The organism is Pseudomonas sp. LAMO17WK12:I10 (genome assembly GCF_900215185.1).
GTDB lineage: Bacteria > Pseudomonadota > Gammaproteobacteria > Pseudomonadales > Pseudomonadaceae > Aquipseudomonas > Aquipseudomonas chlororaphis.
This window is the reverse complement of sequence record NZ_OBDX01000003.1, coordinates 270049-296879: the sequence shown is the minus strand read 5'-3', so window position 1 is coordinate 296879 and position 26831 is coordinate 270049. Positions and strand designations below refer to the sequence as shown.

Sequence of the window (26831 nt, the reverse complement as noted above, 5' to 3'; positions counted from 1 at the left end):
TTGCCCGCCGTTCGAGCTCAGCGGTAGGCATCCACCGGTACGCAGGCACAGAACAAGTTGCGGTCGCCGTAGACATTGTCGACCCGGTTCACCGTCGGCCAATATTTGTGCGCCCTGTCGTGGGGGCTGGGGATTACCGCCTGCTCGATGCTGTAGGGCCGCTCCCAGACCCCGGCGATGTCTGCCAGGGTATGGGGCGAGCGCTTGAGCGGGTTGTCTTCGGCCGGCCAGTTGCCTTCCTGGACCTGGGCGATTTCGGCGCGAATGCTCAGCATGGCCTCGATAAAACGGTCCAGCTCGGCCTTGGACTCGCTTTCGGTGGGTTCCACCATCAGCGTGCCCGGCACCGGGAACGACATGGTCGGCGCGTGGAAACCGTAGTCCATCAGGCGCTTGGCCACGTCCTCTTCGCTGATGCCGGTCTGCGCCTTGAGCGGCCGCAGGTCGAGAATGCACTCGTGGGCGACCCGGCCGTTGCGCCCGCTGTAGAGCACCGCAAAGGCCCCGCTCAGGTGTTCGGCCAGGTAGTTCGCCGAGAGGATCGCCACCTCACTGGCATCCGCCAGCTGCGGGCCCATCAAGGCGATGTACATCCAACTGATCGGCAGGATGCTGGCGCTGCCCCAGGGCGCCGCGCTGACCGCGCCGTTCTGCGGCAGCGGCCCGTCGATGGCCACCACCGGGTGGTTGGCCACGAACGGCGCCAGGTGCGCCCGCACGCCGATCGGCCCCATGCCCGGGCCACCGCCGCCGTGGGGAATGCAGAAGGTCTTGTGCAGGTTCATGTGGGAAACGTCGGCGCCGATATCGGCCGGCCGCGTCAGCCCGACCTGGGCATTGAGGTTGGCGCCGTCCATGTACACCTGGCCGCCGTGACTGTGGATCACCTCGCAGATCTCACTGATGCCCTCTTCGTACACCCCGTGGGTCGAAGGGTAAGTGGCCATCAGGCACGCCAGGTGTCCGCCCGCAATCTGCGCCTTGTCCTTCAGGTCTTGCAGGTCGACGTTGCCGGCGGCGTCGCAATCGACGATCACCACCTGCATGCCGGCCATCTGCGCCGAGGCCGGGTTGGTGCCGTGGGCCGAGGCGGGAATCAGGCAGATATTGCGCTCTCCCTGCTGGCGGCTCTCGTGGTATTTGCGGATCGCCAGCAACCCGGCGTACTCGCCCTGGGCCCCGGAGTTGGGCTGCATGCAGATCGCATCGAAGCCGGTAATGGCACATAACCAGCGCTCCAGCTCCTCGATCATCAGCGAATAGCCGAGGGCCTGCTCCGGCGGGACAAAGGGATGCAGGTTGGCGAAGCCGGGCCAGGTGATGGGGATCATCTCGCTGCTGGCATTGAGCTTCATGGTGCAGGAACCCAGCGGGATCATCGACTGGTTCAGCGCCAGGTCCTTGTTCTCCAGCTGCTTGAGATAGCGCAGCATTTCGGTTTCGCTGTGATGGCTGTTGAACACCGGATGGCTCAGGTAAGACGTGCTGCGCAGCAGATCCTGGGGAATGCCCGGGACCAGGGTTTCAGCATCCAGTTGCGCGACGTCCAGCCCGTGGTCGGCGCCGAGGAATACATCGAACAGCCGGGCGACGGTGCTCTCGTCGCAAGTTTCATCCAGGCTCAGGCCCAGGTGCCCGCGCCCGAGGATCCGCAGATTGATCTGCGCGGCCTTGGCGCTCTCGATGATGGCCGTCTGGCTACCGCCGACCTCCAGCGTCAGCGTGTCGAAGAACTGCCGGTTCAGCCGCTCGATGCCCTTGCGTTCAAGGCCGGCGGCGAGGATGCAGGTCAGGCGATGGACGCGCTGGGCGATGCGCCGCAAGCCTTCCGGGCCGTGATAGACCGCGTAGAAACTGGCGATATTGGCTAGCAACACCTGGGCGGTGCAGATGTTCGAGTTGGCCTTCTCGCGGCGGATATGTTGTTCGCGGGTCTGCAGGGCCATGCGCAGCGCCACGTTGCCCCGGGCATCCCTGGATACGCCGATGATCCGTCCCGGAATCGCCCGCTTGTACTCCTCGCGGCTAGCGAAGAACGCCGCGTGGGGCCCGCCGTAGCCCATGGGCACGCCAAAGCGCTGGGACGAACCGAACACCACGTCGGCCCCCAGCTCGCCCGGCGGCGTCAGCAGCAACAGGCTCAACAGATCGGCCGCCACGCAGGCCAGCGCCTGCTGCGCGTGCAGATGATCGATCAGCGGCCGCAGGTCGCGAATCTCGCCATGGGTGTCCGGGTACTGCAACAAGGCGCCGAACACCTGGTGCCGCTTGAGGTTGTCCAGGCTGTCGACCACCAGTTCGAAGCCGAACCCTTCGGCGCGGGTCTGCACCACCGAGAGGGTCTGCGGATGGCAGTTCTGGTCGACGAAGAACAGATTGCTTTTCGACTTGGCCACGCGCTTGGCCAGGGCCATGGCTTCGGCGGCGGCCGTGGCTTCGTCCAGCAGCGAGGCGTTGGCCAGTTCCAGGCCGGTGAGGTCGATGGTCAGTTGCTGGAAATTGAGCAGGGCTTCGAGCCGGCCCTGGGCGATTTCCGGTTGGTAAGGCGTGTAGGCGGTGTACCAGCCGGGGTTTTCCAGCACGTTGCGCAGGATCACCGTGGGGGTCAGAGTGCCGTGATAACCCATGCCGATCAGGCTGGTCCAGACCTGGTTCTGCTCGGCATAACCGCGTAATTTGGCCAGGGCGGCCTGCTCGTCCAGCGCTGGCGGCAGGTCCAGCGGACGGTTGAAACGGATGCCCGGCGGCACGGTCTGTTCGATCAGCTCGACCCGGCTGCCCAGGCCCAGGCTGTCGAGCATCGCTTGCTGCTCGGCGGCGTCGGGCCCGAGGTGACGCCGCAGAAAGGCATTGGGATCGCGTAACTGGCTCAAGGACGGCAACTGGGACATGACGGGCTCTCTCTCAGGCGGCGCTCGGCGTCGATGGAACACGGTCAAAGCAGCATAGCAGCCGATCCCGGACGCCGACGGTGTGGCACCCCGGGCGAACCGGTAGCATGATGCTCGACTCCGGCGCGGCCCGCCGCCCTGCCTCGACCACTGCTTATCGGGTATCCCATCGTCATGAGCCAGCTGCCTTTCCTGCCGTTCTCCAAACCCACCATCGATGAAGCCACCATCGCCAGCGTCGGCGAAGTGCTGCGTTCGGGCTGGATCACCAGCGGGCCCAAGGTCCAGGCCTTCGAGGCGCAACTCTCGCAGTACTGCGGCGGGCGCCCGGTGCGCACCTTCAATTCCGGCACATGCACCATGGAGATCGCCCTGCGTATCGCCGGTATCGGCCCTGGCGATGAAGTCATCACCACGCCGATCTCCTGGGTGGCCACGGCCAACGTGATTCTCGAAGTCGGCGCCACCCCGGTGTTCGCCGACATCGACCCGATCACCCGCAACATCGACCTGGCCCAGGTGGAAGCAGCCATCACGCCCCGGACCAAGGCCATCATCCCGGTGTTTCTCGCCGGCCTGCCGGTCGATATGGCACGCCTCTACGCCCTGGCGCGCAAGCACGGCCTGCGGGTCGTGGAAGACGCCGCCCAGGCACTGGGCTCAAGCTGGAATGGCGAGCGCATCGGCGCTGGCGGCGACCTGGTCTCTTTCAGTTTCCAGGCCAACAAGAACATCACCTGCAGCGAAGGCGGCGCCCTGGTGCTGAACACCGCCGAAGAGGCTCGCCTGGCGGAGAAGTACCGACTGCAGGGCGTGACCCGCCACGGCTTCGACGGCCTGGACGTGGACGTGCTGGGCGGCAAATTCAACATGACCGATGTCGCGGCCGCCATCGGCCTGGGCCAGTTCGCCCACCTCGAAACCCTCACCGCTCACCGCCGCGAGCTGGCCCGGCATTACTTCGAATGCCTGGGCAGCGACTTCGAAGCCCGCTACGGCGCCCAGCTGCCCCCGGCGGACTTCAGCAACAGCAACTGGCACCTGTTCCAGCTGGTACTGCCGGAGCGGCATGACGGCAAGCCGGCGCGGGCGACCTTCATGGAGCAGATGCAGGAACGTGGGATCGGCATCGGCTATCACTACCCGCCGATTCACCTGCTGAGCCTGTACCGCGAGCGCGGTTTCAAGGAAGGGATGTTCCCGGTGGCGGAACGGGTGGGACGCCTGATCGTCTCGTTGCCGATGTTCACGGCCATGAGCAAGGGCGATGTCGAACGCTCGGTAGCGACGGTGAAGGCTGTCTTGCAAGATACATAAATAGATACCCAGCCCTTGAACGGCTGGTTTCTGCACTATTCAAGACGCTCAATATCCCGTATTGGGCGTTTTTTATTTCAGCAATAAATACAGTTGCCAATAGTTATATAAATGTCCACTTGTCTGATCCTTTGCGCCAAAAACCAGACTCCCGGCAGCACTCACTTTAACCGCACATATAAGCACATGATAAATCAGCACGAACCCATACATAAAATTTCCGAAATACAGACGAATTTAAAACAATAGCCAATCATTCTATAGGTCCACTTTCCGCCTGCTATGTTTACTTGTGACTGCGCAAGGGAGGCAAAAAATCACTACGCAGTTGCAAGTTACAACCTGCAAAGACCGTTACAAAAATCCATGTTTCAATCTACTCGAAATGGAGTTCAAAGAAATGAGCAGCCAACAAATAGTTGTATACATCGAAGAAGAACAGTTGATTGCGCAAAAGAACAACAACTACAGCCTCTATCTGGCCAAGAAAGTAAACAATGACTTTACGGTCATCTGGCAATCAAAAGGCCCTGTTGCCACAGTCAACAACCCTAGTTACCAATATAGAAACACCTTTGATATCGCTACCCCGTCCTTCATGGTCAACTTCACCAATGACCCGGTCAGCAGTGGCGATGTCACCTTCACCTCCGGCGGAAGAAACCTGCCCATCAGCACCGGCCAGACCACGACGCTCGATGCGAACGGCGTGTTCACACCGGCCAAGAATGGCGGCGTAGCCTCGGATGTGCTCATCAACAACCTGCTGCAAGGCAATCCGCATGAAATCCTCCTGGATTCCAGTGGCAACAACATCTGGGTGAACCGTCAGAGCGGCATGAACATCGGTACTGCGACGCTGACCCCAAAAAGCCAATATCAACTCTGGTTCGGCAACATTCAGGAAACCGGTTCGTTGATCGCCACCAACCTGTCCAACCCCTATGTAGCGACCCTGCAGGATGGCGGCAGCGTCACCATCACCTATAACGACAGTGGTGTCTGGGTGACCGGCGAACCGGCCAGAGTCCTGAGCGCCTCTGAAGTCAGGGCGCTGCACGCCAGGCTCGGGATCGCGGCATAGTCCGCCGGGCGGATCGAGCATCGGTTGCGCGAAGGACTTAGAGCACTGCGCGATGCCATTGGCAGTCTTCCGTTCGCACGTTGCGCTCATGCAAGAAAAACCCTGTATATCGTAGATCTACAGGGTTTTTTATTGATGGCGTCAAACTCATCGTCGAACGGGCCAGGTGGAGTCGAGACTCTGCACCTAAATCATCCACCGGATGAGCGTGAGATTAGCCATGAGCAAGCAAACCATAATTATCTATATTGAAGAAGAGCAACTTGTTGCACAAAAGGTAAATAACTACAGCCTCTACCTGGCCAAGAAAGTAAACAGTTCCTTCACTGTCATCTGGCTTTCAAAGCCCCCATTCGCCACCCCCAACCAACCGACTTATCAATACAAGAATATCTTCAATATCACCAATGATTCCTACATGGTGAATTTCACCAACACCCCGCTACAAGAAGGAGACGTCAACTTTACTTCAGGCGGAAAGAACCTACCCATCAACACAGGCCAGATAACCACTCTGGATCAATATGGTGTATTCAGCCCGGCAAAAAATGCTGGAACGCCAGGAGATGTTTCAATAAATAACGAACTTCCGGCCAACCCCAGCAATATATTATTGGACTCCACCGGACTTAGTCTCTGGGTGAACCGCTCAGGCGGCATGAATACAGGCATTGCCACCATGACCCCCCAAAACGAGTTTCAACTATGGTTCGGTCCGGCCCAAGCGGCGGGTTCGCTGATCCCCAGCAGCCTGTCCAACCCTTACAACATGAGTGTGAACGACGGAGAAACCAAAACCGTCACCTACACCAATCAGGGCGCCTGGGTTAGCGGCGAGCCCGCGACGAGTTTGACGGCAGAAGAAGTGGCAGAGCTTCACATCAGGGTGAACAAAGCCGTGCTGCGGGCCAGATCGCTCCGCCGCTAGGCCAACCCCCAGGTGTCGCCTCCTGCAAACAAAAAACGCCGCGTACCCGATAAGGGCAACACGGCGCTCTTGTAGCGGATTCGCGTCTGGCAGGGATTATTCGCCGATAGCGGCCTTATAACCGGCTGCGTCGAGCAGCTTCTCAAGATCAGCAGCGTTGGCCGGCTTGAGCTTGAAGATCCAGGCGCCGTACGGGTCGCTGTTGAGCAGCTCCGGGCTGCCGCTCAGGTCTTCATTGACCGCGATCACTTCGCCGGCCACTGGCGCGTAGATGTCGGAAGCGGCCTTCACCGATTCCACCACACCGGCCTGGTCGCCAGCGCCGAAGACATTGCCGACTTCGGTCAGCTCGACGAACACCACGTCGCCCAGGGCTTCCTGAGCGTGGTCGCTGATGCCCACGGTCACGGTGCCATCGGCTTCCAGACGGGCCCATTCGTGACTTTCGGCAAAACGCAGGTCAGCAGGGATATCGCTCATGTTCTGTGTCCTCAAGAAGAAATGTCAGCGGTAGATCCCGCCGGAAATAAGTTAGATCAAGGTTTTGCCATGACGCACGAAGGTCGGTTTTACTACCCGGACCGGGTACCACTTGCCACGGATTTCCACTTCTGCGCGGTCGGCGGTAGCCATGGGCACCCGCGCCAGGGCGATCGATTTGCTAAGCGTAGGAGAGAAACTACCACTGGTGATCTCTCCTTCGCCAACATCGGCGATGCGAACCACCTGATGGGCACGCAGCACGCCGCGTTCTTCCAGCACCAGGCCGACCAGTTTGTGCTTCACCCCACCCGCGCGCTCGGCCTCCAGCGCGGTGCGCCCGATGAACTTACGCGACGCCGGTTCCCAGGCGATGCTCCAGGCCATGTTGGCCACCAGCGGTGAAACCTCCTGGTGAATGTCCTGGCCGTACAGGTTCATGCCGGCCTCCAGGCGCAAGGTATCGCGGGCGCCGAGGCCGATCGGCGAGATGCCCGCGCCCACCAGATCGTTGAAGAACGCCGGTGCCTGGTCGGCCGGCAGGACGATTTCCAAGCCATCCTCACCGGTGTAGCCGGTGCGCGCGATGAACCAGTCGCCATCGGCCTGGCCTTCGAAGGGCTTGAGTTGCTGGATCAGCGTACCGCGCGACTGGGTCACCAGCTCGGCGATCTTGTGGCGGGCGTGGGGGCCCTGGATCGCCAGCATCGCCAGCTCGGAGCGTTCGTGCAGTTGTACCTGGAAAGCGCCCAGCTGCGCCTGCATCCAGGCCATGTCCTGGTCACGGGTGGCGGCGTTGACCACCAGCCGGTAACCGGCTTCGGTGCGGTAGACGATCATGTCGTCGACGATACCGCCGTGCTCGTTGAGCATGGCGCTGTACAAGGCCCTGCCGGGGCTTTGCAGGCGTTCGACATCGTTGGCCAGCAGGTGCTGGAGCCAGGCCTTGGCCTGGGGGCCGTCGACATCGATCACGGTCATGTGGGATACATCAAAAACCCCGCAATCGCGTCGCACCTGATGGTGCTCCTCGACCTGCGAGCCGTAATGCAGAGGCATATCCCAACCGCCAAAATCGACCATCTTCGCGCCCAGGGCGAGATGAAGGTCATACAGAGGCGTGCGCTGTCCCATGGGTTTCTCCTTCCGGGCGTGGCGAAGGTGCGGGCGGTCGCCGTATGAGCTGGAAGCCTTGAAATAGATAGCTCTCAGACAATTCAAGAGACCCGATCAGAAAGATCGACCGCACCGAATGCCGCGCATTGTAGCCGCAAGGTGTGACACTGGCACCTAACCGATTCGATGAGCGGAGCGTCGGATCAGTCCGATCACCGGCAGCAATCCCACCAGGACCAGGGTCAGGGCCGGCAACGCGGCACGCGCCCACTCGCCCTCGCTGGTCATCTCGAAGATCCGCACCGCCAGCGTGTCCCAGCCGAACGGGCGCATCAGCAAGGTGGCGGGCATTTCCTTGAGCACATCGACGAACACCAGCAACGCCGCGCTCAGGGTGCCGGGCAGCAACAGCGGCAGATACACTTTGAAAAACAGCCGCGGTCCGCTGACCCCCAGGCTGCGCGCCGCTTCCGGCAACGACGGGCGGATCCGCGCCAGGCTGCTTTCCAGCGGCCCGTAGGCCACCGCGATAAACCGCACCAGATAGGCCAGCAGCAACGCCGCCAGGCTGCCCAGCAGCAACGGCTTGCCCGCCCCACCCAGCCAACCCGACAGCGGGATCACCAGTTCGCGGTCCAGATAACTGAAGGCCAGCATGATCGACACGGCCAGCACCGAGCCCGGCAAGGCATACCCCAGGTTGGCCAGGCTGACGCCGGAACGGATCGCCCGGGTCGGCGCCAGCCGTCGGGCGAACGCCAGCAGCAGGGCCACGCTGACCGTGATCAGGGCCGCCATGGCGCCCAGGTACAGGGTGTGCAGGATCAATCCGGCATAACGCTCGTCGAGGTCGAAACGGCCACGCTGCCAGAACCACACCAGCAGTTGCAGCACTGGGATGACAAAGGCACAGGCAAACACCAACGCGCACCAGCCCGTGGCCGCCAGGGCCTTGATGCCATGCAGGTGGTACAGCACCTTGCCCCGCGGCCGCTCGTTACCCGAGCGACTGGCACCACGGGCGCGACGCTCGCCGTACAGCACCAGCATCACCGCCAGCAGCAACAGGCTGGCCAGCTGCGCGGCGCTGGACAGGCTGAAGAAGCCATACCAGGTCTTGTAGATGGCGGTGGTGAAGGTGTCGAAGTTGAACACCGCCACCGCGCCGAAGTCCGCCAGGGTTTCCATCAGCGCCAGGGCCACACCGGCACCGATGGCCGGCCGCGCCATGGGCAGGGCCACGCGCCAGAACGCCTGCCAGGGCGTCTGCCCAAGCACCCGCGCGGCTTCCATCAGGCCTTTGCCCTGGGCCAGGAACGCGGTGCGCGCCAACAGATACACATAGGGATAGAACACCAGCACCAGGACCAGGATCACCCCGCCGGTGGAACGCACCCGCGGCAGGCGCAGGCCCGTGCCGAACCATTCGCGCAGCAGGGTCTGCACCGGGCCGGAAAAATCCAGCAGCCCGACGAAGACAAAGGCCAGCACGTAGGCCGGAATCGCAAAGGGCAGCATCAGCGCCCAGTCCAGCCAGCGCCTTCCGGGAAACTCGCAGAGGCTGGTCAGCCAGGCCAGGCTCACGCCCAGCAGCGTCACGCCGACGCCGACGCCCAGCACTAGAGTCAGGGTGTTGCCCAGCAGGCGCGGCATCTGGGTCTCCCACAGGTGCGACCAGATCTGCTGGTCGATCACCTGCCACGACAGCAGCAGCACGCTCAGCGGCAGCAGCACCAGGGCGGCGACGGCAAAAACCAGCGGGTACCAGCGACGTTGGGCGGGATGGGCCACGAAAGACTCTCGAACGAGATGGATCAATAAAAGGCAATGACAAACCGGTTAAACAAAACGCCCCGCAAAGGCGGGGCGCAGTATAACCAGCGGATCAGTTCCAGCCAGCACGGTCCATCAGGCGAATGGCCTCGGCCTGGCGCTTGCCGGCGACTTCCACCGGCAGGGTGTCGGCCACGAACTTGCCCCAGGCGGCCACTTCGGCGGACGGCGGCACGCTCGGGTTGGCCGGGAATTCCTGGTTCACGTCGGCGAAGATCTTCTGCGCTTCCTCGGTGGTCATCCACTCCACCAGGGCCTTGGCGGCTTCCGGATGCGGTGCGTGCTTGGTCAGGCCGATGCCCGACAGGTTGACGTGCACGCCGCGGTCGCCCTGGTTCGGCCAGAACAGCTTGACCGGCAGATCCGGCTTCTGCTTGTGCAGGCGGCCGTAGTAGTAGGTGTTGACGATGCCCACGTCGCACTGGCCGGCGCTGATCGCCTCGAGCACCGCGACGTCGTCGGAGAATACGTCGGTGGACAGATTGTTGACCCAGCCCTTGACGATTTCTTCGGTTTTCGCCGCGCCATGGGTTTCGATCAGGGTCGCGGTCAGCGACTGGTTGTAGACCTTCTTCGCCGTGCGCAGGCACAGGCGGCCTTCCCACTGCTTGTCAGCCAGGGCTTCGTAGGTGGTCAGTTCGGACGGTTTCACCCGCGCGGTGGAGTAGGCGATGGTCCGCGCCCGCAGGCTCAGGCCGGTCCAGGCGTGCGAGGCGGCGCGGTATTGCAGGGGGATGTTGGTGTCGATCACCTTGGAGGTGAACGGCTGCAGGATACCCATCTGCTCGGCTTGCCACAGGTTGCCGGCATCGACGGTGAGCAGCAGGTCGGCGGTGGCGTTCTCGCCCTCGGCCTTGATCCGCTGCATCAGCGGCGCTTCCTTGTCGGTGATGAACTTCACCTGGACCCCGGTTTTCTGGGTGTAGAGATCGAAGACCGGCTTGATCAGCTCGTCGATACGCGAGGAGTAGACCACCACTTCGTCGGCTGCCTGGACAGTACCGCCAATGAGGGTGAGGGCCAGGGCGGTCAGTAGACGCTTCGGTGCCAACATGGGAGCGGTCTCTCGAAATCAAAGGGGAGTAAATGATAAGGACTACTATTTAGCTTCTCAAACTGAACCGGAGGCCGAGGCGTTACGAGATGTTGCTGATGCATCGCCAACGTCGGTTCAGAGCAGACGCGCCCACACACATGTCCGCGCGGCTCCTGCGGGAGCCGCCGGTTGAGCGGTTCGACTGCTCGCGATAACGGTCAGGCTTTGGCCAGTTCCGGCAGATCCCCGCTGAGGCCCAACGCCTGGCGCACGAACAGCGCCTTGGCCTCGGGCATCTGGTCGACCATTTTCAGCCCGGTATTACGCAACCAGCGCAGCGGCAGCGGATCGGCCTGGAACAGCCGTTCGAAGCCTTCCATCGCCGCCATCAACGCCAGGTTGTGCGGCATGCGCCGCCGCTCGTAACGGCTGAGCACCTTGGTGTCGGCCAGGCGTTCGCCACGGCTGGCCGCCTGCAGCAGCACCTCGGCCAGCACCGCGGCATCGAGGAAGCCCAGATTGACCCCCTGCCCGGCCAGCGGATGGATGGTATGGGCCGCGTCGCCGATCAGGGCCAGGCCTTGCGCCACGTAACGCTTGGCATGGCGCTGGCGCAAAGGCACGCAGAGCCGCGGATCGGCGCTCAACACCGCGCCCAGGCGGCCTTCGAAGGCGCGCTCCAGCTCTCGGCAGAAGTCGCTGTCGTCCAGCGCCATCAGGCGTTCGGCCTCGCTGGGCGTGGTCGACCAGACGATCGAACACCAATCGTGCAGCCCGTCGCGCTCCAGCGGCAGGAACGCCAGCGGGCCGTTGTCGGTGAAACGCTGCCAGGCGGTCCTCTGGTGCGGCTCGGCGCAACGCACGCTGGTGACGATGGCGTGATGCAGGTAATCCCATTCGCGAGTGGCGCAGCCGGTCAGGCGCCGCACCGCCGAATTGGCGCCATCGGCGGCGATCACCAGCGGGGCGCGCAGGCGGCGGCCATCGGCCAGGGTCAGCAGCCAGTCATCGCCGGAACGGCGCATCTGCTCCAGGCGGGCGTTGGCCAGCAGGCCGATGTCACAGTTGTGCAGGCGCTCCAGCAGCGCGTCCTGGACCACGCGATTTTCCACGATGTGGCCCAGCACCTCGGCATGCACGCTGGCGGCCGAGAAGTGAATCTGCCCGGTGCCGCTGCCATCCCAGACCTGCATTTCGGCATACGGGCTGCTGCGCCGCCGGGTCACCCCTTCCCAGACACCCAGGCGCTCGAGAATCCGCTGGCTGGCCACCGACAATGCGCTCACCCGCGGCTCGAACGGTGCTTCGTCGTCGAAGGGCTTGACCTTCAGCGGGCTGCCATCGAGCAGCAGCACTTCCAGGCCGCTGTCCTGCAACGCCAGCGCCAGGGCGCTCCCGACCATTCCGGCCCCGACAATCAGCAGATCTGCACGCATTTCCATGCTTTAAGCCTGTCTCGCTTGCGGCTTGAGCCGCACGTAAAGGGTTTTGTCGAACCGCGCTACCTGGCTGCCGACACTGTGCTGGATTTCCATGCCCGGTCGCGGGCTCAACCACTCACGCATCGGGACGGGTACCCAGGCCCATGGCTTGCCGCGCGAACCAGCGTTTGGCCGGTGGCAGCAGGTCCAGGCCCAGCAGCCCGATATTGCGCCCCAGGGACACCAGCGGCAGCTTGCTGCCGAACAGCCGGGTGACCTGGTCGGAGAAGCCCACGGTCAGGTCCTGGTCCAGGCGCTGCCGCTCGCGGTAAGCCTGCAAGATACTGAAATCGCCCGGCGGCGTCGGGCTGACCAGCAAGGCATCGGCCAGCGCCTGGGTGTCGCGCAACGACAGGTTGAAACCCTGCCCGGCAATCGGGTGCAGGCTATGGGCGGCGTTGCCCAGCACCACCAGGTGAGGACGCACCTGCTCCTCGGCCTCCACCAGCGCCAGCGGGTAAAGATGCCGCGCGCCGACCTGTTTCAGGGTTCCCAGGCGATAACCGAATATTCCCTGCAATTCGCTGAGGAAGCTGCGTTCGTCCAGCGCGGCCAGGCGCTGCGCGTCCATGCCCAGGCGGGTCCAGACCAGTGCGCAGCGGTTGTCCGGCAGCGGCAGCAGGGCCATCGGGCCGTCGTCGGTGAAGCGCTCGAAGGCCATGCCGTTATGGGCTTCGCTCGGGGTGATATTGGCGATCAGCGCGCTCTGGTTGTAGGGGCGCTTTTTCACCCCTATCCCTAGTTGCTCGCGCAGCCCGGAGCGACCGCCGTCGGCCAGTACCGCCAGTTCGCAATCCAGGCTGGTTTCATCGTTGAGGGTCAGGCGGTAGCCGTCTTCCAGCGGCTCCATGCGCGTGACCTCGGCCGGGCAGCGCCAGCTCACCACGTCCTTGTCCAGCCCCTGCCAGAGGCATTGGCCGAGCCAGGCGTTTTCCACCACATAACCCAGGGCGGGAACGCCCTCCTCCATGGCCGACAGCCGCGCGGTGGAAAACCGCCCACGGTCGGAGACATGGATCTGTTTGATCGGCTCGGCGCGGCGGGAGATTTCCTGCCACACACCCAGCCGTTGATAGATCTGCCGCGCGCCGAACGACAGCGCCGAAGAGCGCGCATCGTAGCTGGGCTGATAGGTATCGCCCGGAGCGAAAGGCTCGATCAGCACGATCTTCCAGCCACGCTCCTTGGCGCCGGCCTGCAAGGCCAGGGCTAGGCTGGCACCGACCAGGCCACCGCCAATGATCGCCAGATTGACCCGGTTCATGCTGCATGGCTCCGGGCGGCGGCCATCAGGGCCTCGATCTCGGCCACGGTCTTGGGCACGCCACCGGTGAGAATTTCACAGCCTTGCTTGGTTACCACCACGTCATCCTCGATGCGCACGCCAATGCCGCGCCATTTCTTCGCCACGTTCTGATTGTCCGGCGCGATGTAGATGCCCGGCTCGACCGTCAGGGCCATGCCGACTTCCAGCACCCGCCACTCGCCGCCGACCTTGTACTCGCCGACGTCATGCACATCCATGCCCAGCCAGTGGCCGGCGCGGTGCATGTAAAACGCCTTGTAGGCTTCGCTGGCGATCAACTCGTCCACCTCGCCTTCGAGCAGACCCAGCTTGACCAGCCCGGTGGTGATCACCCTGACGGTCGCTTCATGGGCCTGGTTCCAGTGCTTGTTCGGCGCGATCTCGGCAAAGGCGGCTTCCTGGGCGGCCAGCACCAGCTCGTAGATCGCCTTCTGCTCGGCGGAAAACTTGCCGTTCACCGGCCAGGTGCGGGTGATATCGCTGGCATAACAGTCGATCTCGCAACCGGCGTCGATCAGCACCAGATCGCCGTCCTTGAGCAACGCGTCGTTCTGCTGGTAATGCAGGATGCAGCTGTTGCGCCCGGCGGCGACGATCGAGCCGTAGGCCGGCATCTTCGCCCCGCCCCGGCGGAACTCGTAGTCCAGCTCGGCTTCCAGGCTGAACTCGTACAGGCCGGCGCGGCTGGCCTGCATGGCCCGGATATGGGCCTGGGCGGAAATCCGCGCGGCCTCGCGCATCACCTTCACTTCCGCCGCCGATTTATACAGGCGCATGTCGTGCAGCAGATGATCCAGGGCAACGAATTCGTTCGGCGGCTGGGCGCCCAGGTGCGCCTTGGAGCGGATCACGTTGATCCATTCCATCAGGTGGCGATCGAACTCGGGGTTGCTGCCCATGGCCGAATACACCCGGTCGCGGCCTTCGATAAGGCCCGGCAGGATGTCGTCGATATCGGTAATGGGGAAGGCATCGTCGGCGCCGTAATCGCGGATCGCGCCGTCCTGGCCAGCCCGCAGGCCGTCCCAGAGTTCGCGCTCGGCATTACGCTCACGGCAGAACAGGATGTACTCGCCATGCTCGCGACCGGGCATCAGCACGATCACCGCCTGAGGTTCGGGAAAGCCGCTGAGGTACTGGAAATCGCTGTCCTGGCGGTAGACATGCTCGACGTCGCGGTTGCGGATCGCCACCGCGGCAGCCGGCAGGATCGCGATGCTGTTGGGTTCCATCTGCGCCATGAGCGCCTTGCGGCGGCGGGTGTATTCCGATTTCGGGATATGGATCATGGGCAGACGGATTTCCCTATCGAGCGATCAGTGCAGAGAAGGCTTGGCGGCCGGTTCAACCGTCTTGTTGGTCTCGGTGAACAGCAGCAGCGGAGCGACCCGCAGGTATTCCATCACTTCCATGTAGTCGCTTTCGCCGTCGTCGGACTCTTCCAGCGCGTCCTGTACCTGGGCGATCGCCGCCAGGTCCTGCAGCACTTCCGTGGCCTCGGTGCTCAGGGCACTGCTGTCGCGGGAGTTCAGGCCGAAGCCGGTGAGGAAACCCTGGCACCACTGACCCAGGGCCGCGGCGCGCTCGGCCAGCGGGGCGTCGTCGGTGGGCAGCAACAGGACGACGGTCATGTCGTCGCTGGTCAGCTCGCCCTTGACCATTTCCTGCAGGCCGATCAAGGCGTTGCGAACATTGTCCTGCGGCTCGCCTTCGAGCAGCTCGGCGGCGTCGATCAGCCAGCCGTCGACTTCGAAGCCGGCGCCGGCGCAGCTGCGACCCAACAACAGGCCATGCAATTCGGCGGGCGAGACAGGGTGACCGCTGCTGCTGAGCAGGGTGGCGAAGGCGTTGTACGGGGAATTCTGAATGGGCATGGGTAGCTAGGCGCCAAGCGGCGCAATGTCTAGAATGGAGGCCTTGTATCCTAGCATCGGCAGACGCGCCAAGACCATCGAGGCCGTCAACTCGTTTGCCCAGGCAGTTGCCACTCATCAGACAAATCCAGTGGGATCCAATGGAAGACACCGATCTGCAAGCGCTGATGGCTAGACTCGAACTGCTAATTGGCCGGGTCGAGCAACTAAAGAGTCAAAACGCACTCTTATTAGCTCAGGAAAAGACTTGGCGCGAGGAACGCGCGCACCTCATTGAAAAAAACGAAATCGCCCGGCGTAAGGTCGAATCGATGATTTCGCGCCTCAAGGCCCTGGAGCAAGACTCATGAGTTCAAGCAATAGCGTTACTGTGCAGATCCTCGACAAAGAGTATTCGATCATCTGCCCCCAGGAAGAACGTAGCAATCTGGTGAGCGCCGCCCGGTACCTGGATGGCAAGATGCGCGAGATCCGCAGCAGCGGCAAAGTCATTGGCGCCGATCGTATCGCGGTGATGGCCGCCCTCAATATCACCCACGATCTGCTGCACAAGCAGGACCGCCCTGACGTGCAAGCCAGCGGTTCGACCCGCGAACAGGTGCGCGACCTGCTCGAGCGCGTGGATCTGGTGCTCGCCACCGACACCGATACAACCAAGGCTGATTCCTGAGGGTGGTTGCGGTATAATCCCCACCACTCCCTGGGGTGCTTGCCAGTTGGCGATGTCCCTGAGCCGATTCGCACTACCCTGGAAGTTGCACGTTGGGCCGGTGTGCATGTCCGCTAGACGGAAAGCCTTAACGCCTACTGCGTCTTCCGCCTTGAACTTTCGGGTTCAAGGGCTAAGTCGACAGCGGTTCATCCGGGGAGCCTGAATTCCAGACCAATGCCAGCTATGCAAATAGCTGGCATTGTTTTTTTGGGGCTCCGTTTTTTTCGGCTCTGTTTTTTTCGATCAGGGGTTATTTGGTACGCTGTCCTGCCGTACCCCTCCCGGACCCGAGCGACCATGACCGAACCGGCGCCGCTTTCCCGCCCGCAACTTCGACGCATACTGCGCAAAGCCCGCCGCGCCCTCACCGCCAGCGAACAACGCCAGGCCTCTCGTGGGCTGTATCGGCAACTGGCGCAGCATCCGCTGTTCCGCCGCGCCAGGCACATCTCCCTTTACCTGCCCATGGACGGTGAAATCGACCCGCGCCCGCTGCTGCTGGCCGCACAACGCCGGGGCAAGGCGACTTATCTGCCGGTGCTCAGCGCCTGGCCACGGACCAAGATGGTGTTTCAGCGGGTTCGCCCCGGGGAGAAACTGCGCCCCAACCGCTTCCGCATTCCCGAGCCACGGGTGAGCCTGGCCCGGCAACGCAAGGTCTGGGCCCTGGACCTGGTGCTGTTGCCGCTGGTCGGCTTCGATGAGGCGGGTGGACGCCTGGGAATGGGCGGTGGTTTCTATGATCGCAGCCTGGCCTATCTGGCACGGCGCAAAAGCTGGCGCAAGCCGACGCTACTGGGGCTGGCCCACGAATGTCAGAAAGTCGCGAAACTGGATCAGGCGAGCTGGGATGTACCGCTGCAAGGAACGGTGACTGACAAGAAATGGTATTTCGCGAAATAGGCGCCACCAGGAGAGAGCGGCGCCTTGGAAGGAATCAACGCTTGTAAGGCTGCTGCTGTTGCGCGAGCTCGACCGGTGCGTCGGTCTTGTTGGCCCACAGGCTCTGCGCATAACCGGTTGTCACTACGCCCAAACCGAACAAAATAACCAAAATCCATAGTAAATCCGGTTTGCGTTGCATCGATTGCCCCCCTCAGGCAAATCCCACACGATGACAGCGACGGTTTCCATAACAGGCCGTGCAGCAGCGTCAAGCTTAAAATCCCGGCATTCTGCGATAACGTGAACCGACACGCAAATGCTGACGTCAACCGACTGTCGGTTTGTCATAAAATTGCCCGACAACTTGCCCACGTCCCTCTGGAGAGCACAGAAAATGGCCTATTGGCTGATGAAATCCGAACCGGAAGAACTCTCGATCGAGGGCCTGGCGCTCAAGAAACAGGCGCGCTGGGACGGCGTACGCAACTACCAGGCACGAAACTTCCTGCGCAGCATGGCGGTGGGTGACCAATTCTTCTTTTATCACTCCAGCTGTCCCGAGCCGGGCATCGCCGGGATCGGCCGGATCATCGAGGCCGCCTACCCCGACCCGACCGCCCTGGAACCGGAAAACCCGCATTTCGATCCCAAGGCCAGCGCCGAGAAAAATGCCTGGAGCGCCGTCGACGTCGCCCATGTCGAAACCTTCCCCAAGGTGCTGCGCCTGGATTATCTGAAGCAGCAAAGCGCCCTCGCCGAACTGCCTCTGGTGCAGAAAGGCAGCCGGCTGTCCGTGATGCCAGTGACCGCCGAACAGTGGGCGGCGGTACTCGCGCTGCGCTGAACAGGCCGCAAGCGATACTCAGGCAGGCATCCCGCGCACATCGTACTAGGCTTGCCCGTTCATTTGACGGACATCAAGTCGCCCAACGGCTTGAGCCGCCAGACTGGGGCCTGTACGAAAAGTAGGCGAGCGAAGGTCAGGCAAGGCAAAAACAGGCGAGGAAGCGGAGTGTAGGGACCTACATGAGCATTCCGAGCCTGTTTTTAACGCAGCATGGCCGAGCGCAGCCACTTTTCGTACAGAGCCCAGGACGCTATAGCCGCAGGGATGCCCCCCAATGCCGACGAATCACCGCTCCTCCCGCCTTTTTGCCTTCGCCTTGCTGGCATTGCTGCTGATCGCGGGCGGCTTTGGTTACTGGAAGTCCACCCTGGACCGCCTGCCCGAAGGCCTGAGCATGGGCAACGGCCGGCTTGAAGCCACCGAAGTGCAGATCGCCAGCAAGACGCCCGGACGCCTGGCCGAAGTGCTCGTCGACGAAGGCGACAAAGTGTCCAAGGGCCAATTGCTGGCCCGCATGGACACCCGCACCCTGGAGGCCCAGCGCGCCCAGGCCGAGGCCGATGTGGTGCGCACCCGGGAAAACCTCGCGGCGGCCGAAGCCAATGTGCAGCTGCGCCAGAGCGAACTGCTGCTGGCCAACCAGGAACTCAAGCGCTCCCGGGAACTGTTCAACCGTGGTTACGCCAGCCAGCAGATCATCGACCAGCAACAGGCGCGCCTGAACACCGGCAACGCCGCCGTCCAGGCAGCCCAGGCCCAGGTCGCCGCGGTGCGCGCCGCCATTGGCTCGGCCAAGGCCATGGTCGCCCAACTGACCAGCGAGATCGACGACAGCAGCCTGCGCGCGCCCATCGACGGCATCATCCAGCTGCGCCTGGCCGAACCGGGCGAGGTGCTGGGCGCCGGCGGGCGGGTGTTGCTGCTGATCGACCCGAGCGACCAGTACATGAACCTCTACCTGTCTGCCTCGGTGACCGGCCGCCTGGCTGTCGGCAGCGAGGCGCGGATCCTGCTCGACGCCCTGCCCGATCAGCCGCTGCCGGCGAAGATCAGCTTCGTCGCGGCCAAGTCCCAATTCACCCCCAAGGAAGTGGAAACCCGCGATGAGCGTCAAAAACTGGTGTTCCGCGTCAAGCTGCGGCTGACCCAACCCAGCGCCGTACCGCAGGCCAAGCCGGGTATGCCCGGGGCCGGTTACGTGCGCACCGCGACCGTGGCCTGGCCGGCCAACCTGCAATGAACGAACTGGCGCTGCAGGCCACGGGCATCAACCACCGTTATGGCTCGCAACAGGCCCTGGTCGATCTTGCCTTCAGCCTGCCCGGCGGCACCCGCTGCGGATTGATCGGCCCGGATGGCGCCGGCAAGTCGAGCCTGCTGGGCCTGATCGCCGGGGTGAAGAAGCTGCAGCAGGGCCAACTGCAGGTGCTCGGCGGCTCCATCGAACAACGCCGCCATCGCAACAGCCTGTACGCGCGGATTGCCTTCATGCCCCAGGGCCTGGGCGGCAACCTGTATCCCGAGCTGTCGATCGAGGAAAACATCCGCTTCTTCGCCACCCTGTTCGGCCTGTCGAAAACCGAATGCGAACAGCGCATGCACAACCTGTTGCTGGCCACCGACCTGCTGCGTTTCGCCGAACGGCCCGCGGGCAAGCTGTCCGGCGGGATGAAGCAGAAGCTCGGGCTGTGCTGCGCATTGATCCATGAGCCGGACCTGCTGATCCTCGACGAACCCACCACTGGCGTCGATCCGCTGTCCCGCCGGCGCTTCTGGGAACTGGTGGACGAGGTTCGCCGCCAGCGCCCGCAACTGACGCTGCTGGTGGCCACCGCCTATATGGAGGAAGCCGAGCAGTTCGAGCACTGCCTGATGCTCGACCGCGGCCGGCTGATTGCCCAGGGCTTGAGCCGGGAACTGGCCATCGCCACGCCCAGCGGCAAGCTCGACGATGCCTTCACCCACTTTCAAGGTGACAGTGGGCACGACAACCAGCCGCTGGTGATCCCGCCAAGAACCACGGATAACCAGCAAATCGCCATCGAGGCCCATGAGCTGACCTTGCGTTTCGGCGATTTCACCGCCGTGAACAAAGTCAGCTTCGCCATTGGCCGGGGCGAGATTTTCGGTTTTCTCGGCTCCAACGGCTGCGGCAAGACCACCACCATGAAGGTCCTGACCGGGTTGATGCCGGCCACCGAGGGCAGCGCCAAACTGCTGGGCAACCCGGTGGACGCCAGGGACCTGGCCACCCGCAAGCGCGTGGGTTTCATGTCCCAGAGCTTTTCGCTGTACGGCGAACTCAGCGTGCGCCAGAACCTGGTGCTGCACGCCCGGCTGTTCGACCTGCCCAAGGCCGAGAGCGGCCCGCGGATCGAAGAGCTGATCCGCCGCTTCGCTCTCCAGGAGATCGCCGACCAACCCTCCGGCGCCCTGCCCCTGGGCTTGCGTCAACGCCTGTCCCTGGCGGTGGCGGTACTGCACCGCCCGGAAGTGTTGATTCTCGACGAGCCGACCTCGGGAGTGGACCCGGCGGCCCGCGACGACTTCTGGCGGCTGTTGATCGAGCTGTCGCGGGAACAGGGGGTGACGATCTTCCTGTCCACCCACTTCATGAACGAAGCCCAGCGCTGCGACCGCATCTCGCTGATGCACGCCGGCAAGGTACTGGCCTGCGATACGCCGGCCGCCCTGCAGCAACAGTTCGCCGGCAAAACCCTGGAAGCCGCTTTTGTCCGCTGCCTGGAAGACGCCCAGGGCGCGCCGCAAGCACCTCCCCCGGCGACCGCCCAGCCCGAGGTCAGCAGCGCCATTCACAGCGACAGTCGGCGCTTGCGCCTGTCACGCCTGATCGCCGTGGCTACCCGCGAAGGCAAGGAGCTGCTGCGCGACCGGGTGCGCCTGGGCTTCGCCTTGCTCGGGGCGCTGTTCATGATGGTGATCTTTGGCTACGGCATTTCCCTGGACGTGGAAAACCTCGCCTTCGCCGTCTACGACCAGGACCAGACCCCGCAAAGCCGCGCTTACCTGGAAGCCTTCCGCAGCTCCCGCTACTTCAAGGAGCAGCAGCCGATCCGCGACGCCGCCGAACTGCATCGGCGCCTGCAACGCTCACAGATCAAGCTGGCCCTGGAGATTCCCCCCGGTTTCGGTCGCGACCTGTACGCCGGGCGCCAGCCCGCGGTGGCCGCCTGGCTCGACGGCGGCATGCCGTTTCGCGCCGAGACCAGCCGCAACTATGTCGAGGCGGTGCATCAGGCCAATATGGAATTGCTCGCCGAACACAGCAGCCCGGCCCTCGGGCGAGCACCCGCGGCCCGGCTGGAAACGCGCTTTCGCTACAACCAGGACGTGGTCAGCGTGAATGCCATCGGCCCCGGGGTGATGGCGCTGATCCTCGCGTTCATCCCGGCGATGCTCACGGCGCTGGGCATCGTGCGCGAGAAGGAACTGGGCTCGATCACCAACTTCTACGCCACGCCACTCAAGCGCCTGGAATTTCTCCTGGGTAAACAGGCGCCCTACCTGGGCCTGAGCCTGATCAACCTGGCGCTGCTGGTGGCGATGAATCGCTGGCTGTTCGGCGTGCCCTTCAAGGGCAGCGGCCTGACCCTGGCCTTCGGCGGCCTGCTGTACGTGCTGGCCACCACCAGCCTGGGCCTGCTGATTTCCGCGTTCACCCGCACCCAGATCGCGGCGATCCTCGGCACCATGATCATCACCAGCCTGCCGACCATCCAGTTCTCCGGGCTGATCGTGCCGCGCTCGTCGCTGGACGGCGCCGCGGCGCTGATGGGGCAGCTGTTCCCCGCCGGTTACTTCCTCGACATTGCCGTCGGCACCTTCACCAAGGCCCTGGACCTGCGCCAGCTGTGGCCGCAGTGCCTGGCGCTGTTCGGGTTCTTCCTCGGGTTCACCGGGCTGAGCCTGGCGATGCTGAAAAAACAGGAGGCCTGATGCACCGGTTCAGCCACATCCTGCGCCTGGGCCTCAAGGAGCTCACCAGCCTGCGACACGACAGCGTGTTGCTGCTGTTTCTGCTGTACGCCTTCACCGTGGCCATCTACATGCCGGCGGCCGGTTCGGTGATCGGCGTGCACAACGCCAGCGTGGCGCTGGTGGACGAAGACCACAGCCAGCTCTCGCGCCAGCTGGCCGAGGCCCTGCAACCACCGGAATTCCAGAGCCCGGTGCAGTTGCCCTACGACCAGTTGGACCAGGTCCTGGACAACGGCCAGTTCACCTTCGTCATCAATGTGCCGGCCAACTTCCAGAGCGATCTGCTGGCCGGGCGCCAACCCAGCGTGCAAGTGAATGTCGACGCCACGGCCATGAGCCAGGCCTTCATGGGCGCCGGTTATATCGGGCGGATTTTCCAGCGCGAACTGCTCAACTACAGCCAGGCCGACCCGGCGAGCCGGATGCCGGCACTGCTGACCAGTCGCGCGCTGTTCAACACCAATCTGCAGGGCGGCTGGTTTCTCGCGGTGATCCAGATCGTCAACAACATCACCATCCTGGCCATTGTCCTGACCGGCACGGCGCTGCTACGCGAACGCGAGCACGGCACCCTCGACCATCTGCTGGTGCTGCCGCTGACTGCCCTGGAGATCATGCTGGCGAAGATCTGGAGCAACATGCTGGTGGTGGTGCTCTGCACCTGGATGTCGCTGGAGGTGATCGTCAAGGGCGTGCTGGGCGTGCCGCTGGCCGGCTCGCTGGCGCTGTTCCTCGCGGTGACCGGGCTTTACCTGTTCGCCAGCACCGCGCTGGGGATCTTTCTCGCCACGCTGGCGCGCTCGACCCCGCAATTCGGCCTGCTGGCGATTCCGGTGATCATCCCGATGTTGCTGCTGTCGGGCGGCAGCACCCCGCTGGACAGCATGCCCCAATGGCTGCAATGGGTAATGCAGGGCTCGCCGTCGACCCACTTCGTCAGCCTCAGCGCCGCGATTCTGTTTCGCGACGCCGGCATCGAGGTGGTCTGGCCAGACCTGCTGGCCCTGGCAGTGATCGGCCTGCTGTTCTTCGGTATCGCCTTGGCGCGGTTCCGCAAGAGCCTAGCGTCCTGAGGTTGCCTCAGGGTGCCAACTTGCAGGAGCGAGCTTGCTCGCGATCAGCCGCCCGGCTGAAATGCGGCGGAGCTTGCAATATCGCTATCGCGAGCCAGCTCGCTCCTGCAGATCCAGCATTACTGGATGATCAGGTTGTTGAACAGCAGGTCTTCCACCACCGGCTTGCCGGTTTCGTCGTTCATCACCTGCTGGGTCTGCTTCAGGGCTTCCTGGCGCAGTTTTTCCTTGGCTTCGACGTTGTTCATGGTTTCCGTGGTCTGCTGGGCGAACAGCGCCACCAGCTGGTTGCGGATCAACGGCTCGTTGGCCTTCACCGCCTGGGCGGCGGCATCGCCGGTCACCCGCAGGGCGACGTCGGCCTTGTACACCTTGAGCTTCGGGCCACCATCCAGACCGTAGTTGCCCACGAACGGCGGGTTCAGGCTGATGTAACTGACTTTCGGTGCTTCGCCCTCTTTGGCTTCCTCGGCCATGGCTGCCATTGGCAGAGACAGGGCCAGCATCAACATGATCCACGCTTTCACAGTTCGCTCCTTATCCGGTAGGCGGTCTAGCATAAAGGCCCCTGCGCCCGTGCCCAAGCACAAAGCTTATGGCTGGTTATCAGGCCGGGGCATGCTCGTTGACCGCGTTATTCACCCACCTACACTTATCGGCCATCACTCCCAAAGGAATAGCCCTGATGAAAGCCGTGCTGTGCAAAGCCTTCGGCCCCGCCGAAACGCTGGTGCTGGAAGACGTCGCGAGTCCTGTGCCGAAGAAGAACGAGATCCTGCTACAGGTGCACGCGGCCGGGGTGAACTTCCCGGACACGCTGATCATCGAGGGCAAATACCAGTTCAAGCCGCCCTTTCCGTTCTCGCCCGGTGGCGAGGCCGCAGGGGTGGTCGGCGCCGTCAGCGAGAAGGTGGGCCACCTCAAGGTCGGCGACCGGGTCATGGCGCTGACCGGCTGGGGCAGCTTTGCCGAGGAAGTGGCGGTACCGGGCTACAACGTGCTGCCGATTCCACCGTCGATGGACTTCAACACCGCCGCCGCCTTCAGCATGACCTACGGCACCTCGATGCATGCCCTCAAGCAACGCGGCAACCTGCAGCCGGGTGAAACCCTGCTGGTGCTCGGGGCTTCCGGCGGTGTCGGCCTGGCGGCGGTGGAAATCGGCAAGGCCATGGGCGCCCGGGTCATCGCCGCCGCCAGCAGCGGCGAGAAACTCGCGGTGGCCAAGGCCGCCGGCGCCGACGAATTGATCAACTACAGCGAAACCAGCCTGAAGGACGAGATCAAGCGCCTGACCGACGGCCAGGGCGCCGATGTGATCTACGACCCGGTCGGCGGCGACCTGTTCGACCAGGCCATCCGCGCCATCGCCTGGAACGGCCGGCTGCTGGTGGTGGGTTTCGCCAGCGGGCGAATTCCCGAGCTGCCGGTCAACCTGGCGCTGCTCAAGGGCGCCGCGGTGATTGGCGTGTTCTGGGGTTCGTTCGCCCAGCGCCAGCCCCAGGACAATGCGGCGAACTTCCAGCAGCTGTTCGGCTGGTTCGCCGAAGGCAAGTTGAAGCCGCTGGTCTCTCAGGTCTACCCGCTGAGCAACGCCGCCAGCGCCATCAACGATCTTGGCCAGCGCAAGGCGGTGGGCAAGGTGGTGGTCCAGGTTCGCTGAATCCCTTCCTCTTTATAGAAGCTTGCTCGCGGTAACGGGCTGACCGTCAGCCGCAACGGTGACTCGCGAGCAAGCGCTCTTCTCCCCCAACCGCAGCCGCCGGCACCAGAAACGCCCCCTATCTGCCTTTAAGCGACATGTTCGTAAAAGAACATGCAAATGCTCCTGCGTTGCGTGCCCCCAGATAAGATGCAGTGCTATTTTCGGTAACGAAACTGTAACATTCGCATCCGCAGTCAAAACAAGAAATTTGGAGCTCTTGAATGTTTGCTTTCTTTCGACCTGCCGCACATCAGGCGCCCCTGCCTGACGAAAAAATAGACAGTACCTACCGCCGCCTGCGCTGGCAGATCTTCGCCGGGATCTTCATCGGTTACGCCGGCTACTACCTGCTGCGCAAGAACTTCTCCCTGGCCATGCCGTACCTGATCGAAGAGGGTTACACCCGCGGTCAGCTGGGCCTGGCCATGTCGGCGATCGCCATCGCCTACGGCCTGTCCAAGTTCCTCATGGGCCTGGTGTCCGACCGCTCCAACCCGCGCTACTTCCTGCCCTTCGGCCTGCTGGTGTCGGCCGGGGTGATGTTCATTTTCGGTTTCGCGCCCTGGGCCACGTCCAGCGTGACCATGATGTTTATCCTGCTGTTCATCAACGGCTGGGCCCAGGGCATGGGCTGGCCGCCAAGCGGACGGACCATGGTGCACTGGTGGTCGCAGAAGGAACGCGGCGGCGTGGTTTCGGTATGGAACGTGGCGCACAACGTCGGCGGTGGCCTGATCGGCCCGCTGTTCCTGCTCGGCATGGGCTGGTTCAACGACTGGCACGCGGCGTTCTACGTCCCGGCCGTCGTGGCCCTGATGGTGGCGCTGTTCGCCTTCGTCACCATGCGCGACACCCCGCAATCGGTCGGCCTGCCGCCGATCGAGAAGTACAAGAACGACTACCCGGAAGGCTACGACGCCAGCCACGAAGAAGAATTCAGCGCCAAGGAAATCTTCGTCAAATACGTGCTGCGCAACAAAATGCTCTGGTACATCGCCATGGCCAACGTCTTCGTCTACCTGCTGCGCTACGGCGTACTCGACTGGGCGCCGACCTACCTCAAGGAAGCCAAGCACTTCACCGTGGATAAAACCTCGTGGGCGTACTTCTTCTACGAGTGGGCGGGGATCCCGGGCACGCTGCTGTGCGGCTGGATGTCGGACAAGATCTTCCGCGGCAACCGTGGCCTGACCGGCATGGTGTTCATGGCCCTGGTGACCGTGGCGACCCTGGTGTACTGGCTGAACCCGGCCGGCAACCCGACCATCGACATGATCGCGCTGTTCTCCATCGGCTTCCTGATCTATGGCCCGGTGATGCTGATCGGCCTGCAGGCCCTGGAACTGGCGCCGAAGAAAGCCGCCGGCACCGCCGCGGGCTTCACCGGTCTGTTCGGCTATTTGGGTGGTTCGGTCGCGGCCAGCGCGGCGATGGGCTACACCGTGGACCACTTTGGCTGGGACGGCGGTTTTGTCCTGCTGGTAGGCGCCTGCCTGCTGTCGATGGCCTTCCTGGCCCCGACCCTGTGGCACAAACAGGTCGCCAGCCAAAGTCGCGAAGCCATTGCCTAATGGGTGGCTGACTTACAGCGCTTGAGCCGCGCCTCCAGATTACGGTCTGGCATGGCGTGGCTACGCAGGGCGTGCACAGTCTGCTCGACATAATCGCGAGTAGTGCCGTAGCGCCCGCAAGCGTTTTCAAATACCTGGCTCAGCACATGGTCCGGCAGGTTGCCGGCATAGCTGGGCAGGTGTCGCTCCAGAACGAACCCCAGAGCCTGAACCCGGCTACCGTCTTCGAGGCGGCAGTTGAGCCAGTGCGGGCGATAGGACGGGTATGGCATCTCGCGCTGCCACAGCGCATACAGCGAGGTTTCCAGCTGCTCTTGCGGTAGGCGGTAGGCGAAGCCGCTGCAGGAACCGCCACGATCCAGGCCAAAGACCAGCCCCGGTTTCTCCGGCGTGCCACGGTGCTCGTGGGACCACAGGTACAGACCGCGATGATAGCCATGCACCCGCCCGCGCATACGCTCGACCGCCGAACATTCAGGGCGCCAGATCAGCGAACCGTAGGCAAACAGCCAGACCGGCCCGCCCTTGTGGCGCGCCATGGTGGATTGCATCGAGCTGAGAAGCTGTTCGTGGGTGAGCTGCGGCCCCAGGTCGAGCCGCGGAGGGTAAGCCAGATTCAAAAAACTGGATTCAATGGCTGTCATGGCGAATAGCGTTCGGCTCCCCGCGTATAAAGAATTACTTAATAGAACG

The 26831-nt window shown here is 63.2% G+C and carries 24 protein-coding genes and 1 other RNA gene; 13 read left to right on the top strand and 12 right to left on the bottom strand.

Annotated features, from left to right (window positions below; genetic code table 11):
- Window positions 1-17: 17 nt before the first annotated feature.
- The gene (gcvP, locus tag CRO75_RS05880; protein WP_097134703.1) at window positions 18-2891 is read right to left on the bottom strand and encodes an aminomethyl-transferring glycine dehydrogenase; all 2874 of its coding nucleotides are present in this window, start codon (window positions 2889-2891) and stop codon (window positions 18-20) included.
- 174 nt (window positions 2892-3065) lie between these two features.
- On the opposite strand from gcvP, the gene CRO75_RS05875 reads away from it, so the two are divergent.
- The 3 genes from CRO75_RS05875 (at window position 3066) to CRO75_RS05865 (ending at window position 6220) form a co-directional block, all read left to right on the top strand.
- Complete coding sequence (locus CRO75_RS05875; RefSeq protein WP_097134702.1) at window positions 3066-4208, top strand: DegT/DnrJ/EryC1/StrS aminotransferase family protein; 1143 nt, start codon at window positions 3066-3068, stop codon at window positions 4206-4208.
- A gap of 400 nt (window positions 4209-4608) precedes the next feature.
- Window positions 4609-5292, top strand: a complete 684-nt coding sequence (locus CRO75_RS05870) for a hypothetical protein (RefSeq protein ID WP_097134701.1) — start codon at window positions 4609-4611, stop codon at window positions 5290-5292.
- 220 nt (window positions 5293-5512) lie between these two features.
- On the top strand, window positions 5513-6220 hold the full coding sequence (locus CRO75_RS05865; protein ID WP_097134700.1) for a hypothetical protein: 708 nt from the start codon (window positions 5513-5515) through the stop codon (window positions 6218-6220).
- 96 nt (window positions 6221-6316) lie between these two features.
- Here CRO75_RS05865 and gcvH read toward each other — a convergent pair whose 3' ends face one another.
- The 8 genes from gcvH to CRO75_RS05825 all read right to left on the bottom strand — a co-directional run bounded on the left by gcvH (window position 6317) and on the right by CRO75_RS05825 (window position 15346).
- Window positions 6317-6700: a glycine cleavage system protein GcvH gene (gcvH, locus tag CRO75_RS05860; RefSeq protein WP_009046109.1), complete on the bottom strand. Its 384-nt coding sequence runs from the start codon at window positions 6698-6700 to the stop codon at window positions 6317-6319.
- Window positions 6701-6751: 51 nt separating this feature from the next.
- A complete protein-coding gene (gene gcvT / locus CRO75_RS05855) occupies window positions 6752-7834 on the bottom strand; it encodes a glycine cleavage system aminomethyltransferase GcvT (RefSeq protein ID WP_085532918.1) in 1083 nt (360 codons plus the stop codon).
- 156 nt (window positions 7835-7990) lie between these two features.
- The gene (locus CRO75_RS05850; RefSeq protein WP_097134699.1) at window positions 7991-9607 is read right to left on the bottom strand and encodes an iron ABC transporter permease; all 1617 of its coding nucleotides are present in this window, start codon (window positions 9605-9607) and stop codon (window positions 7991-7993) included.
- A gap of 94 nt (window positions 9608-9701) precedes the next feature.
- The gene (locus CRO75_RS05845) at window positions 9702-10703 is read right to left on the bottom strand and encodes an extracellular solute-binding protein (protein WP_053263050.1); all 1002 of its coding nucleotides are present in this window, start codon (window positions 10701-10703) and stop codon (window positions 9702-9704) included.
- Window positions 10704-10903: 200 nt separating this feature from the next.
- Window positions 10904-12121, bottom strand: coding sequence for a 2-octaprenyl-3-methyl-6-methoxy-1,4-benzoquinol hydroxylase (locus tag CRO75_RS05840; RefSeq protein ID WP_177409726.1), 1218 nt, complete (start codon window positions 12119-12121; stop codon window positions 10904-10906).
- 121 nt (window positions 12122-12242) lie between these two features.
- Entirely contained in the window at window positions 12243-13430 is a 1188-nt protein-coding gene (gene ubiH / locus CRO75_RS05835; protein WP_097134697.1) for a 2-octaprenyl-6-methoxyphenyl hydroxylase, read from the bottom strand.
- Window positions 13427-14761 (bottom strand): Xaa-Pro aminopeptidase, encoded by a 1335-nt coding sequence (gene pepP, locus CRO75_RS05830; RefSeq protein ID WP_097134696.1) that lies wholly within the window; start codon window positions 14759-14761, stop codon window positions 13427-13429. Before pepP ends, ubiH begins: the two co-directional genes overlap by 4 nt.
- Before the next feature lie 27 nt (window positions 14762-14788).
- Entirely contained in the window at window positions 14789-15346 is a 558-nt protein-coding gene (locus tag CRO75_RS05825; RefSeq protein ID WP_007926743.1) for a YecA family protein, read from the bottom strand.
- A gap of 140 nt (window positions 15347-15486) precedes the next feature.
- Between CRO75_RS05825 and CRO75_RS05820 the strand changes: the two genes are divergently transcribed.
- The 4 genes from CRO75_RS05820 to CRO75_RS05805 all read left to right on the top strand — a co-directional run bounded on the left by CRO75_RS05820 (window position 15487) and on the right by CRO75_RS05805 (window position 16961).
- A complete protein-coding gene (locus CRO75_RS05820; protein WP_007911197.1) occupies window positions 15487-15696 on the top strand; it encodes a TIGR02449 family protein in 210 nt (69 codons plus the stop codon).
- The gene (locus CRO75_RS05815; protein WP_007926742.1) at window positions 15693-16016 is read left to right on the top strand and encodes a cell division protein ZapA; all 324 of its coding nucleotides are present in this window, start codon (window positions 15693-15695) and stop codon (window positions 16014-16016) included. The genes CRO75_RS05820 and CRO75_RS05815 overlap by 4 nt, the downstream gene beginning before the upstream one ends.
- Window positions 16017-16040: 24 nt before the next feature.
- Window positions 16041-16219: non-coding RNA, 6S RNA (gene ssrS, locus CRO75_RS05810), on the top strand.
- 136 nt (window positions 16220-16355) lie between these two features.
- Window positions 16356-16961 (top strand): 5-formyltetrahydrofolate cyclo-ligase, encoded by a 606-nt coding sequence (locus CRO75_RS05805; RefSeq protein ID WP_009046117.1) that lies wholly within the window; start codon window positions 16356-16358, stop codon window positions 16959-16961.
- A gap of 34 nt (window positions 16962-16995) precedes the next feature.
- On the opposite strand, the gene CRO75_RS32970 is transcribed toward CRO75_RS05805, so the two are convergent.
- The gene (locus CRO75_RS32970) at window positions 16996-17142 is read right to left on the bottom strand and encodes a hypothetical protein (RefSeq protein WP_007926740.1); all 147 of its coding nucleotides are present in this window, start codon (window positions 17140-17142) and stop codon (window positions 16996-16998) included.
- 195 nt (window positions 17143-17337) lie between these two features.
- Between CRO75_RS32970 and CRO75_RS05795 the strand changes: the two genes are divergently transcribed.
- The 4 genes from CRO75_RS05795 (at window position 17338) to CRO75_RS05780 (ending at window position 22862) form a co-directional block, all read left to right on the top strand.
- Window positions 17338-17787 (top strand): EVE domain-containing protein, encoded by a 450-nt coding sequence (locus CRO75_RS05795; RefSeq protein ID WP_009046118.1) that lies wholly within the window; start codon window positions 17338-17340, stop codon window positions 17785-17787.
- A gap of 277 nt (window positions 17788-18064) precedes the next feature.
- A complete protein-coding gene (locus CRO75_RS05790) occupies window positions 18065-19030 on the top strand; it encodes an efflux RND transporter periplasmic adaptor subunit (protein ID WP_097134695.1) in 966 nt (321 codons plus the stop codon).
- A complete protein-coding gene (rbbA, locus tag CRO75_RS05785; RefSeq protein WP_097134694.1) occupies window positions 19027-21747 on the top strand; it encodes a ribosome-associated ATPase/putative transporter RbbA in 2721 nt (906 codons plus the stop codon). The genes CRO75_RS05790 and rbbA overlap by 4 nt, the downstream gene beginning before the upstream one ends.
- Complete coding sequence (locus tag CRO75_RS05780; protein WP_092419269.1) at window positions 21747-22862, top strand: ABC transporter permease; 1116 nt, start codon at window positions 21747-21749, stop codon at window positions 22860-22862. The genes rbbA and CRO75_RS05780 overlap by 1 nt, the downstream gene beginning before the upstream one ends.
- Window positions 22863-22981: 119 nt before the next feature.
- On the opposite strand, the gene CRO75_RS05775 is transcribed toward CRO75_RS05780, so the two are convergent.
- On the bottom strand, window positions 22982-23389 hold the full coding sequence (locus CRO75_RS05775; protein ID WP_007926735.1) for a flagellar basal body-associated protein FliL: 408 nt from the start codon (window positions 23387-23389) through the stop codon (window positions 22982-22984).
- Between the two features lie 158 nt (window positions 23390-23547).
- Here CRO75_RS05775 and CRO75_RS05770 point away from each other — a divergent pair, with 158 nt between their 5' ends.
- Both CRO75_RS05770 and glpT read left to right on the top strand, forming a co-directional pair.
- Entirely contained in the window at window positions 23548-24525 is a 978-nt protein-coding gene (locus CRO75_RS05770) for an NADPH:quinone oxidoreductase family protein (protein WP_097134693.1), read from the top strand.
- Window positions 24526-24788: 263 nt separating this feature from the next.
- On the top strand, window positions 24789-26138 hold the full coding sequence (glpT, locus tag CRO75_RS05765; RefSeq protein WP_097134692.1) for a glycerol-3-phosphate transporter: 1350 nt from the start codon (window positions 24789-24791) through the stop codon (window positions 26136-26138).
- On the opposite strand, the gene CRO75_RS05760 is transcribed toward glpT, so the two are convergent.
- Complete coding sequence (locus tag CRO75_RS05760; RefSeq protein WP_007926730.1) at window positions 26135-26782, bottom strand: gamma-glutamylcyclotransferase; 648 nt, start codon at window positions 26780-26782, stop codon at window positions 26135-26137. The two genes, glpT and CRO75_RS05760, sit on opposite strands and share 4 nt — an antisense overlap.
- Between the last annotated feature and the right edge of the window lie 49 nt (window positions 26783-26831).